Genomic DNA, 13,507 nt, shown 5'->3' with positions numbered 1-13,507 from the left:
TTCTTTTAATTAAAATTAATATTAAGCCCAATTACTAAAGATTTTGCCAAAGGCGCTCCACCATAATCAACAGGAACAGAGAAATCACTATTTGAACTTGCCGAAGTATTTACTGCTTCCGGATTAAAACCTACTTTGTATTTATTCCAGTAAAACCAGTTTTCTCCCGTTACATATAATCTGGCGTTATCGATTCTTGAAATTCCTTTAAGCGCTTGTCTTAAATTATAACCAATTGAAATACTCCTAACACTTATATAATCTGATTTATATAACCAGTCTGAATTGGCTTGATAACCAAAAGATGTTCTCCAGTTTCCTCTAACGGCTGGATCAACGTTTAATGAATTTTCTACAGATCCCATTCCGGTACGGTCAATAGCGCGCCCTGTTAAACCGTAAACCGTTCCTCCGTTTTGTCCTTGAACCAAAATGTTTAAATCAAGATCTTTATATTTAAAAGTATTGGTAATACCCCACGTATATTTTGGAGTTGGATTTCCTAAATCAACACGATCTTCTGAATTGATTTTTTTGTCTCCGTTCTGGTCAACATATCTTGGATCTCCCAGTACTAATTTATTTCCTCCAATTGTAGTTCCGCCTGCATCAATATCTGCCTGAGTCACTACTCCATTCTGCTTCAATCCAAAGATTGTATACATTGGTTTTCCAACTTCTAATTTTACAAATGGAACACCTCCGTCATATGCATTGCTGATTTCAATCTTAGACTGACCAGAACCTAATGCCAAAACTTTGTTTTCATTATGACTTATGTTTGCAGAAGTTCTCCATTCAAAACTTGGTGTTTTAACATTTAATGAGTTCAATTCAAACTCCCATCCCTGATTCTGCACCTCTCCAATGTTATTTAAATACGTTTGAAAACCAGAATCTCCTGGCACTGGAACTCTTAAAAGTAATTCGCTATTATTTTTCCTGTATAATTCAAATGTTCCAGTAAGTCTGTTTTTAATAAATCCGAAATCCAAACCAAAATCAATACTTTTAGATTCTTCCCAATGCAATGAAGGGTTTGGTATAGAAGCAGCTCCCTGACCAATTGCAACTGCACCTCCAATTGTGTAGTTATAAGTACCTAGAGTTGCATATTGCGCATAACTTCCAATATTATTACTTCCATTTATACCAGTACTTGCTCTTAGTTTAAATTCGGTCAACCAATCAACATTCTCAAGAAAAGCTTCTTGTTTAACTCTCCATCCTAGTGAAAGAGAAGAAAAAGTCCCCCATCTCCTATCGGTTCCAAATTTTGAAGATCCATCACGTCTGATACTAGCTGCAAAAATGTATTTTTCTTTAAAATTATACTGAAGACGTGAAAAATAAGACAATAATGTATTTTTCTCTGCAGTAGTAGAGCCAATAGATCCTGCAGGAAGCGTTTCTATACTTGAACTGTTATAAAGCGCTCCCGATGACATGGTAGATTTTGTGATTTGATAGGAATTAAAAGACTCTCCTAAAAGCACATTAAAACTGTGTTTTCCAAAAGTTCTATCATAAGTAAGCGTATTTTCATTTACAATATTTTGCCTTCTATAGGTATTATATGCTCCTCTGATACTTGCAATGACATCATTTGGTGTGTAACTTTCATTCACATTATCTGAGTTATCAAAATTAATAGTACTTTTTAAAGTAAAACTTTTTGCAAACTGATAACTAGCATATCCTGAAATTAGATTTCTGTACATGGAATTTCTTCCTGTTCTTGCTAAAGCGTTCAGCATATTTGTTGTACTTGACCCCCAAGCATAACGCGTTGTATATTTTTCTCCTGCAGCGTTTGAAGCACTTTCAAAAACTGGAGTTGCGGTAAGAGCTTTAAACAAAGTATTGTCTTTTCCTTCAACCCCGGGATCATTTTTAATGGAATATGAAGGTGCCAAATTGATTCCCATTTTAAAGTTTTCGGACAATTTAACATCTACATTTGCTCTTGCAGAAAAAAGAGAATAATCAGTTCCAATGATGTATCCAGTATTTTTTTGATAATTGGCAGAAACATAATAATTCACAGCATCTGTAGCTCCAGAAGCCGTTAATTGATAATTACTGAATTCTCCTGTGCGGAAAACTTTATCCTGCCAGTCAATATAGTCCAATCCTGGATGTCCCGGCATATCCCATCTGTCATCATACAAGTATGTAAAATATCTTGAATTTGATGTAGTAAGTGGAGTCGCAGGGTTTACCGCATTGTAAGCCGCTATTCTTTCTGCTGTAGTCTGACTTGCAGATGCCCCTGCAATTCCTGAACCAACCCATTGCGAATCAATCATAGTTTTTGCACGTTTAATCCATCCTTCTGCAGAGAGCATATCCACTCTATTAGCTTCTTTATTAACTCCTCCGTATGTATTGAAAGTAAATTTTGGTTTTCCTCTTTTACCTTTCTTTGTGGTAATAATCACTACCCCATTTGATGCTCTAGAGCCATAAATAGCTGCTGCAGAAGCATCTTTTAAAACTTCAATCGAAGCTACATCATTTGGATTCATGTTGTCAAGCGGACTTCCGTTAGAAAAACCTCCATTGCTGTTTGATCCTTCGGTGTAAATTGGGAATCCATCAATAACATACAAAGGCTCGTTTCCTGCTGTAATAGAACCAGCCCCTCTGATTTCTATACTAAAAGGCTGTCCAGGGAGACCTGTAGTCTGCTTTACACGAACCCCAGCTACCTGACCAATTAATCCTTGATCAATTCGTGAGATTGGACGTTCTGTAAAAGTTTCTGTTTTAATTCCTGAAATTGCTCCAGAGGTTAGTTTCTTCTTTTGAGTCCCGTAACCAATTACCACGACTTCATTTAGGTTCGCACTCTCAGCTTCAAGCGATACATTGTAACTCGCGTTGGCTCCAAGTTTTACTTCCTGTTTAACAAATCCCACAAACGAAAAAACCAATGTTTCTCCGGGTGCCGCCGAAATAGAGTATTTACCGTCAAAATCTGTACTGGTCGACCTGCTGGTCCCCTTTACAATTACATTAACACCTGGTATTGATAATTTGGCTGGATCTGTAACGGTTCCTGTAACCGTTTTTTCTTGTGCATAGCCAGATGAGCAGGCAAGCAAAAATAAGATCATAATCAGTAAGAGATTAAGATTGTTTTTCATAGAGGTTTAATTTGGTTAATTAATAGTTAGCTAGTAATCCAAATGTATCTAGAAGCAATCTCCGTGGTATCCTGTAGTATCCTGTTAGAAATCAATATATTATATTTTTAATACATTTTTATTTTGCTTTTTTTAACAAGATAAATAGTGTCAACTTACTGATTTCCAAGCACGCAAATCTTTTAAAACCTCCCAATTTTCACATTCAAAATTTATTTAAAAAAAAATTAAAGTATTGCTTATTTAATCATTACAAAAAAGAAGATTCTTCAAAAACAAACAATAATAATTGTAAATAATACATTTATTAAATTCTTAAAAAAACAGGATGCTACAGGATAGCATTTTAATTGACAAAAAATATTTTTACTTTATTGTTACAAGTAGTTAGAACGAATTAAAACGTTTTAAACAGCTAAAAACAAACACCTTACCAACTATAACCGACCAACCGCTAAAAAAATGAGAATACCAAAATCATATATCGTATTTTTCCTCTTTATAACTGCAATTTCATTTAGTCAGAAAAATGAAAAATCACCTTGGCCACAATCTACTAATATTAACCAGCCATGGACCAGATGGTGGTGGATGGGAAGTGCAGTGGATAAACCTAACTTAAAGAGAAGCTTGATCGACTTTCATAAAGCAGGAATTGGGGGCGTTGAAATTACGCCGATTTATGGGGTTAAAGGTGAAGAAAAAAACTTCATCGATTATCTTTCTCCAAAATGGCTGGAAATGCTTGATTATACTATTCACGTTTCAGACAGTCTTCATATGCAGGTCGATATGGTATTGGGTACAGGATGGCCATACGGCGGATCTCACGTTACACCTGAATATGCCGCTACCAAACTTATAGTCGAAAAATATCCTCTTAAAAAAAATGAGACAATCGACAGAATTATTAAACTAGAAAACGGCAAAGAAAAAAATCCCGCTTCACTGTTATATGTTGTAGCCTATGGAAGTGACGGATCTTACATTAATCTCACAGATCAACTGGCAGGCAACAAATCGAAATCAAAGGACAAAGGTTTTGACGGAAGTTCAGTTTCATTACCAAATCCCGAACCTAATAAACTAAAATGGACTGCAAAAAAAACAGATTATACGTTATATGCTGTTTTTACAGGTAAAACAGGACAGCAGGTAAAAAGAGCAGCGCCGGGTGGAGCTGGTTTTACTTTAGACCATTATTCTGAAGAAGCGCTGAATGCTTATGTTGTTCCATTTAATAATGCTTTTAAAGGCCGAGAAGGCAAAATCAGGGCTATATTTAATGACAGTTATGAAGTATATGGCACCGATTTTACTCCTGCTTTTTTTGATGAATTCTTAAAACTCAGAGGCTACGATCTTAAAAAACAACTTCCTTTGCTTCTCAATGAAACCGACGATGAAATAAGCAACAGAATTCGAAGCGATTACCGCCAGACTATTGGTGATTTATTACTGAATAAATTTGACAAACCTTGGACCAAATGGGCAAATTCTAAAAACTTTAAAACCAAACTACAAGCACATGGTTCTCCTGGGAATTTAATTGATTTGTATGCTTCTGCTGATATTCCAGAATGCGAAACTTTTGGTTCAATGCCTTTTGATATTCCAGGTTTTAGACGTGAAAAAGAAGATATTCGTCCTGGAGATGCAGATCCCGTAATGTTGAAATTTTCTTCATCTGCAGCACATATCTCAGGAAAAAATCTGGTTTCTTCTGAAACGTTTACTTGGCTTCGCGAACATTTTAAAGCGGCATTGTCACAATGTAAACCAGAAGCAGAAGATTTAATGCTAAATGGAATTAATCATATTTTCCTGCATGGTTCTACTTATTCACCAGAAAGAGCAGCTTGGCCGGGCTGGCAATTTTACGCTTCTGTAAATTTTAATGCCAATAACAGCATTTGGGAAGATGCTCCTGCTCTATTCTCTTATATCGCTAACTGTCAATCATTGCTCCAACAAGGAAAATCAGACAATGAAATCTTATTGTACTTTCCCATTTTTGATACTTGGAATGAATACAAAAAAGGTACTTTATTTTTTGAATTCAAAATACATTCTCTTTCAGAATGGCTGCATGGAACTCCATTTTATGACATGACTAATAAACTGATGAAAAAAGGATATGGCGTTGATTTTATTTCGGATAATTTCATAGCTGATGCCAAAGTCATTGATGGAAAAATAGTGCTGCCAGGAGGAACTTTTAAATCTTTAATTATTCCTTCCTGTAAAAAAATGCCTTTGGCAACACTTCAAAAATTAATTGAATTGAAAAAGGCTGGAGCCTCAATTATTTTTGAAAATCTGCCAGAATCTGTTCCCGGTTTTAATGATTATAAAAAGCAGGAAGAAAAACTGCAGTCACTTTTAGCTGAAAACAAAGAGGTAAAACCAGTCTCCGACATCTTTACTGCATTAGAAAATGTGCAGATTTACCCAGAAACACTTGTAAATACAGGTTTAAAATATACGCGAAGAACAATCGACGGAGAAAAAATATACTATTTGGTCAATCATACTACCAAAACAATTGATGATTTTATTCCGCTACAAATAAGCAATAAAGAAGTTATTATTCTTGATCCGCTAAACAGGGAATTTGGCAATGCTATAGTTAAAAAAACAGGCGATAAAACATTCGTCAAAATCAGAATAGAACCGGGCAAGTCTTATTTTCTAAAAACAGAAAATACGACCTCACAAAAAAAATGGACTTATTTTGAACCAACCGCCGAAGCCGTTCCTCTAAAAGGAAAATGGAAAATTAATTTTGACAAAGGAGGTCCAAAACTGCCTAGTCCCGCTACAATTTCAAATTTGGAATCATGGACAAACTTAAGTCCTGAAGCCGAAGCTTTTTCAGGTTCTGCAACCTATACTTTGGAATTTGATAACCCGAATGCCAAAACAGAATCTTGGAATCTAAATCTGGGCGATGTCCGCGAAAGCGCAAAAGTTTGGCTGAATGACCAATATATCGGCACGGCTTGGTCTGTTCCATATGAACTGAATATTGGAAAATTAAAATCGGGTAAAAACATTCTAAAGATTCAGGTAACGAATCTTTCTGCTAACAGAATTCGTGACAAAGAATTAAAAGGAGAAGAATGGAAGATTTTTTATGAAATCAATATGGTCGATAAAGATTATAAAAAATTCGACGCTACAAAATGGAGCCCCATGCCTTCTGGATTATTAGGCCCAGTGAGCATTACACCTTTAACATCTAAACTAACTATTAAATAACGATATCTAAAATGAAGAAAATACTTTTAATATTCGCTATAGGCGCTTTTTATAATGCCACCGCACAGCAATTTGATAAAAAATTAGTACTCAAACAAATGATTCTGGCCAATGATTATTTTATGCAGAAATGGCCTGAAACAGGAAAAACAATTATCACCAATAAAGAGCGCCCAAGTAATATCTGGACTAGAGGAGTTTATTATGAAGGATTAATGGCACTGCATGAAATTTTCCCAAAAGAGACTTATTATGATTATGCCATGTCGTGGTCTGAGTTCCACAAATGGGGATTCAACGGTGGCAACACTACGAGAAATGCTGATAATTACTGCGCAGCCCAAACCTATATTGATTTGTACAATCTGGAACAGGATTCTAAAAAATTAAAAAATACAAAGGCCAATTTGAATATGCTTTTAAACACGCCTCAGCTTGATGATTGGTCTTGGATTGATGCTATCCAGATGGGAATGCCTGTTTTTGCGAAAATGGGGGTTTTAGAAAAAGACAATCGTTATTTCGAAAAAATGTATCAAATGTATATGTATTCAAGAAACAAACACGGCGACCACGGACTTTTTAATCCAAAAGACGGTTTATGGTGGCGTGATGCCGATTTTGACCCTCCGTACAAAGAACCAAACGGAGAAGATTGTTATTGGAGCCGTGGTAATGGCTGGGTAATTGCGGCTTTAGCAAAAGTATTGACCATTATTCCTGAAAATGCGCCACACAGAGAGCAATATGTAAAAGATTTAAAAACAATGGCTGCTGCACTTGTCCCAATTCAAAGACCAGACGGTTTTTGGAATGTAAGTCTGCACGACCCAACTAATTTTGGAGGAAAAGAAGCTTCTGGAACTGCATTATTTGTTTATGGAATGGCTTATGGCGTAAACAAAGGCATTTTGAAAAAAGAAACATATCTTCCTGTAATTGAAAAAGCTTGGAATGCCCTTACAAAAGAAAGTCTTCACGAAAACGGATTTTTAGGATTTTTACAGTCAACTGGAAAAGAGCCTAAAGACGGACAACCATTATCTTATGACAAAATTCCGGATTTTGAAGATTACGGATTGGGATGTTTTTTACTGGCTGGTTCAGAAATTTATAAAATGAAATAATGAAAAAAGCTCTCTTATATACTGCGTTAATTCTATTTAATACGGCTTTATTTTCTCAGGAATTTAAGAGAGAAAAATACAATTTCAATTCTGATTGGAAACTGAAAGCAGGTGATTCTAAAAATGCAGAATTACCTGCTTTTAATGATAATTATTGGAAAAAAGTTACGCTTCCTCACGCCTACAATCAGGAAGAGGCTTTTGAAAAAGATATTGAACATCTTACTACAGGAATTGTCTGGTATCGCAAAAAATTTAAACTTCCAAAGGGAATTAAAAACAATAAAGTTTTTATAGAATTTGAAGGCATACGTCAGGCTGGCGTGGTTTATGTAAACGGACAGAAAATAGGGCATCATGAAAATGGCGTAATGGCTTTTGGATTTGATATTTCAAACCTGCTTAAACCTTATCCACAGGAAAACTGTATCGCACTCCGAATTGATAACGACTGGAAATACAAAGAACAAGCTACCGGAGCGCCTTATCAATGGAATAACATTAATTTTAATGCAAACTATGGCGGAATTCCCAAAAACGTATTTCTTCACATTACTGGAAAACTATATCAGACATTACCGCTTTATTCTAATCTAAAAACAACTGGAGTATATATTTATCCTTCTCAAATAAATATAGAATCCGAAAATGCGGTTATCAATGTTGAATCCCAAATTAAAAATGAATTTGATACTCCTAAAACGGTAACATTTGAAGTTGTGATAGAAGATTTGGAAGGAAATCAAAAAGCTGTCTTTTCAGGAAACAAAATCCTTATTCAACCTAATGAAACCCAAACAATCAAAGTGCATCAATTAGTTGAAAAACTGCATTTCTGGAGCTGGGGATATGGGTATTTATATAATGTAAAAACGATTTTAAAAATTGACGGGAAAACGGCTGATGAAGTAGTGACCAGAACAGGTTTCAGAAAAACTGATTTTAAAGACGGCCAATTTTGGCTAAACGATCGTGTATTGCAGTTAAAAGGTTATGCGCAAAGAACCAGCAACGAATGGCCTGCCATCGGAATGTCTGTTCCGGCGTGGCTCAGTGATTTCAGTAATAAAATGATTGTGGAAGGAAATGGAAATCTGGTTCGCTGGATGCATGTAACGCCATGGAAACAAGACATCGAATCCTGTGACAGAGTTGGGCTCTTGCAAGCAATGCCGGCAGGAGATGCAGAAAAAGACGCCCAAGGCGATACTTGGAAACAAAGAGTAAACCTGATGCGGGATGCTATTATTTACAACAGAAATAATCCGAGTATTATTTTTTATGAAAGTGGCAATGAATCTATCAGCGAAACTCATATGCACGAAATGAAAAGCCTTCGCAACACTTATGACCCTTTTGGAGGACGTGCTATTGGTTCTCGTGAAATGCTTGATAGCCGTGAAGCGGAATACGGAGGTGAAATGCTTTACATTAACAAAAGCGCTGGAAAACCGCTTTGGGCAACCGAATATTCTAGAGATGAAGGACTACGCAAATATTGGGATGAGTTTTCTCCTCCCTATCATAAAGAAGGCGATGGCCCCTTATACCGCGGTAATCCTGCTGAAGCTTACAATCATAATCAGGACAAACATGCCATTGAAAACATTGTTCGATGGTACGACTATTACCGAGAAAGACCTGGAACTGGAAAAAGAGTCAGTTCAGGTGGCGTCAATATTATTTTTTCGGATTCCAATACACATCATCGCGGTGAAGTAAATTACAGAACCAGTGGCGAAGTCGATGCCATGCGCATTCCTAAAGATGGTTTCTGGTCACATCGAGTAATGTGGGACGGCTGGGTTGATATTGAAAAACATCGTACCCATATTATGGGACATTGGAATTATTCTGATTCCGTTACCAAAAATATTTATGTGGTTTCAACCGCTTCAAAAGTGGAGCTTTTTATAAATGGTTCTTCACAGGGTTTCGGGAAAAGAAGCAGTGAATTCCTATTTACTTTTGAAAATATAAAATGGAAATCAGGAACCTTAAAAGCGATTGGTTATGATGAAAACGGAACAATTCTGAGTGAGGATTCTAAAAGTACTTCTGGCGAACCTTATGCCATTAAATTAAAACTAAACACCAATCCCAATGGCTTAACTGCCGACGGAGCCGATACGGCATTAGTTGATGTTGAAACAGTTGATACAGAAGGAAATCGTTGTCCAATTAGCAACAATATGATTTCTTTTACATTGGAAGGACCTGCCGATTGGCTTGGAGGTATTGCTCTTGGCCCTAAAAATTATATTCTTTCAAAAGAAATTCCGGTCGAAAACGGCATCAACAGAGTGATGATTCAATCTATGATAAAGTCAGGAAAAATAAAGATTTCAGCTTCTTCTAAAGGATTACAATCTGCTGAATTAATTTTTGAAAGCAAGCCAATAGAAACTTCAAATGGCCTTTCAAAACAGCTTCCTGGAACAGATCTTCCTTCTTACTTAAAGCGTGGTCAAACTCCCAAAACATCCTCTTATACCCTAAAAAGAAAACCCGTTTATATCTTAAATGCTGTCTCTCCTTCAAACAACAATGACACTTACAAAAGTTATGATGATAATGAGCTGACAGAATGGAGAAACGATGGAAACATCAATACCGGAACTATTACTTATACTTTGGCAAAAGCCTCCATTGTAAATGAAATGGTCGTAAAACTTACAGGCTGGAGATCTAAAATTTACCCAATCAGAATTTTGGCAGACGGACAGGAAGTTTTTAAAGGAAATACAACTCAAAGTTTGGGTTATATCACAATTCCGTTAAAACCTATCTTAGCTGAAAAAATTACAATTGAATTAATCGGCATTAACACCGAAAAAGACAATTTCTCAAAGATTACTGAAGTAGATCCTACAAAAGAACTTGATTTATTTAAAGATAAAACGTCCGTTGATGCGTCGGGACAGTTACGCATTGTAGAAATAGAATTTTATGAAAAAATCGATTAACATCCAAAAACTAAAAGCAACCACATTTTTAGCTTCTTTATTGATCAGTTTTGCTACTTCGGCACAAAAGAAAGAAATACCATTATGGGATAAAATTCCCGATGAAATTCAGTCAAAAGAATACATAGAAAAAGTTGATTATAATAAAGACGGAATTGCCGAAGGAGTCAGAAAAGTAACTATACCAACTTTGACACCTTATTTTGCCGACCCCGAAAAATCAAACGGAAGTGCTGTCATTATTTGCCCTGGAGGAGCTTACGGAATGCTTGCCATTAATAAGGAAGGTTTTAAAGTTGCGGAATGGCTTAACAGTATCGGCATTCATGCTTTTGTGCTCAAATACCGTCTGCCAAACGATTTGATAATGAAAAACAAAACCGTCGCTCCATTGCAGGATGCGCAAGAAGCAATGCGCATGGTAAGACGCAATTCTATAAAATGGAAAATCAATCCGAATAAAATTGGTATTATGGGATTTTCTGCAGGAGGACATTTGGCCTCTACTTTAAGCACTCATTATAACGACAAAGTATATATTCCGTCTGATACAATCAGCGCAAAACCTAATTTTTCTATTCTGATTTATCCTGTTATTTCAACTCAGGAAGGTATTACGCATCAGGGTTCAAAAGATAATCTACTTGGAAAAAATCCTGATTCTGCCCTAGTTGACTTCTATTCTAATGAAAAACAGGTAAATGCAGGAACACCAAAAGCTTTTTTGGTTCAGGCAACAGATGACAAGGCTGTTCCTGTAGAAAACAGTATTAATTATTATTTGGCTTTAAAAAAGGAAAAAGTTTCAGCCGAAATGCATTTGTATGAAAACGGTGGTCACGGTTTTGGTTTAGGCGTAAAAGGAACTAACACTTTATGGCCAAAAACTTGCGAAAAATGGCTTACTTTGAATAATTACACTCTTAAGTCCGATGCCTATGTTTTTACTTATTTCAAAGGAAACGGCGAAGACGGACTGCATCTCGCATACAGTGAAGATGGCTATAAATGGAATACTCTTAAAAATGATACTTCATTCCTAACTCCTGAAGTTGGAAAAGATAAACTAATGCGTGATCCTTGCGTAATCAAAGGCGGAGATGGACTATACCACATGGTCTGGACAGTAAGCTGGACCGATAAAGGAATTGGATACGCTTCGTCCAAAGATTTAATTCATTGGTCGAAACAGGAATTTATTCCCGTTATGATGCATGAAGAAAAAACCAGAAATACTTGGGCTCCAGAAATAACTTATGATGAAAAAAGCAAAGACTATATGATTTACTGGGCTTCTACAATTGATGGAAAATTTCCTGAAACAAAATCGGAAGAAGAGAAAGGTTATAATCATCGAATTTATTATACCACAACCAAAGACTTTAAAAAATTCAGCAAAACCAAATTGCTTTATGATCCTGGTTTTAATGTAATTGATGCTTCCATTGTAAAACAAGATGGACAATATGTAATGTATCTAAAAGATGAAACCCGAAATCCGGTTCAAAAGAATCTTAAAGTTGCTTACAGTAAAAATCTTACAGGGCCCTACAGCAAAGCGAGCGAACCTATAACTGGAAAGTATTGGGCAGAAGGACCAACTGCTGTAAAAATAGACAACAGCTGGATTGTTTATTTTGATAAATATACGGAGAAGAAATATGGCGCGGTTAAAGAAACTGCAAAAGGCTGGGAAGATATTTCGGAGCAGATCAGTTTTCCAGTCGGAACTCGTCATGGAAGCGTAATAAAAGTGTCTTCGGAAGAATTAAATAACTTAAAAAAAGAAGCAACCAACAATTAGTCGATAATACCGATTACAAAAGGCTTACATCCTTAAATTAATACCACAAAAGCTATGATACCACCGACAGAACATTCAGAAATAAAAATAGAATCCAATTCCAGTATTCCTAAATATATTCAGGTTGCCAATGGTCTTGCTGAGGAAATTTTGTCTGGAAAAATAGAAAAAGGACATAGACTTCCGTCTATTAATGAACTGAGCAAGGCAAAATCTATTTCACGTGATACAGCTGAGAAAGCTTATAAGGAATTAAGAGACCGAAATCTGGCTTTTTCTGTAATGGGTGTTGGCAATTTTGTTACTATGGCTGATGAAAAATCCAAAAACATCCTGTTTTTAATCAATAAACCTTGCACTTATAAAATGGAAGTCTATGATTCCTTTGTGACTACAATGGGAAACGATGTTCATGTTGATATGCATCTTTACTATAATGATGAACAGCTTTTTATTGAGGTCATGAAAAAAAACATTCATAATTACAACTATTTTGTCATTATGCCTCATTTTCGAAATGCTGCAGAAGGTCACGTAAATTATACTCCTAACGTCATTAATTTTATCGAAAATATTCCGAAAGAAAAACTGGTGATATTAGACAATTCCTGTGAAGAGATTACTGGTGATTTTACAGCAGTTTATCAGGATTTCAAATCGGATATATTTAATGCACTGAAGGAAGGAATTAAAAAACTCAAAAAATACAAAAAGATAATTTTCGTTCATCCCGAAAAAGCAGCTTTTCCTGCTCCTGGATCATTGGTTGATGGTTTTTTAGCATTCTGTAACGCGTATAACTTTGAATACGAAATTACCGAAAAAATCTATGACGGTTTAGAATTTAAAACCAAAGAGGCTTATATCACAATTGAAGATCATGACTTGGTTAACCTGATCCAGCAGATTAAAGAGAAAAAACTTAAAATAGGGAAAGATGTAGGCGTTATTTCATACAATGAAACACCGCTAAAAGCACTTCTGGATATTACCGTTATGAGTACCGATTTTAAAGCAATGGGACAAAAAGCAGGAGATTTGATTCTTAGCAGAAAGCAGGAAATTTCAAAAAACCCATTTCGTTATATTGAACGCTCTTCGCTTTAATTTAGCTTGTAAAATAAGAAAAATAGTTTTTTAAAAGGAGAAAGGCTTGAAATGCGCGGGTTTTAAACTTAATATTCAAATCCCGCTCCTCAT

At 35.8% G+C, this 13,507-nt stretch carries 6 protein-coding genes; 5 read left to right on the top strand and 1 reads right to left on the bottom strand.

The genetic code is table 11. The annotated features are described in order from the left end of the window. Positions 1–5: 5 nt before the first annotated feature. Positions 6–3,149 (bottom strand): SusC/RagA family TonB-linked outer membrane protein, encoded by a 3,144-nt coding sequence (locus GSY47_RS09295; protein ID WP_179005924.1) that lies wholly within the window; start codon positions 3,147–3,149, stop codon positions 6–8. A 462-nt stretch (positions 3,150–3,611) separates the two neighbouring features. Between GSY47_RS09295 and GSY47_RS09290 the strand changes: the two genes are divergently transcribed. Genes GSY47_RS09290 through GSY47_RS09270 form a run of 5 tightly spaced genes read left to right on the top strand, consistent with a single transcriptional unit; the run spans position 3,612 to position 13,414 of the window. Further along, the gene (locus tag GSY47_RS09290) at positions 3,612–6,410 is read left to right on the top strand and encodes a glycosyl hydrolase (RefSeq protein WP_179005922.1); all 2,799 of its coding nucleotides are present in this window, start codon (positions 3,612–3,614) and stop codon (positions 6,408–6,410) included. An 11-nt stretch (positions 6,411–6,421) separates the two neighbouring features. Next, positions 6,422–7,537, top strand: a complete 1,116-nt coding sequence (locus GSY47_RS09285; protein ID WP_179005920.1) for a glycoside hydrolase family 88/105 protein — start codon at positions 6,422–6,424, stop codon at positions 7,535–7,537. Continuing rightward, positions 7,537–10,503, top strand: a complete 2,967-nt coding sequence (locus GSY47_RS09280) for a glycoside hydrolase family 2 protein (protein WP_179005918.1) — start codon at positions 7,537–7,539, stop codon at positions 10,501–10,503. The genes GSY47_RS09285 and GSY47_RS09280 overlap by 1 nt, the downstream gene beginning before the upstream one ends. Continuing rightward, positions 10,487–12,307: an alpha/beta hydrolase fold domain-containing protein gene (locus tag GSY47_RS09275; protein WP_179005916.1), complete on the top strand. Its 1,821-nt coding sequence runs from the start codon at positions 10,487–10,489 to the stop codon at positions 12,305–12,307. Before GSY47_RS09280 ends, GSY47_RS09275 begins: the two co-directional genes overlap by 17 nt. 54 nt (positions 12,308–12,361) lie before the next feature. Beyond that, positions 12,362–13,414 carry a GntR family transcriptional regulator gene (locus GSY47_RS09270; RefSeq protein WP_179005914.1) on the top strand — a complete coding sequence of 351 codons (1,053 nt, stop codon included), beginning with the start codon at positions 12,362–12,364 and terminating at the stop codon, positions 13,412–13,414. The last annotated feature ends 93 nt before the right edge of the window (positions 13,415–13,507 follow it).

Source organism: Flavobacterium quisquiliarum, assembly GCF_019308285.1.
In the GTDB taxonomy this organism is placed as follows: Bacteria; Bacteroidota; Bacteroidia; order Flavobacteriales; family Flavobacteriaceae; genus Flavobacterium; species Flavobacterium quisquiliarum.
Note: the sequence above shows the minus strand (reverse complement) of the source record. Positions and strands in the feature narration are given on the sequence as shown.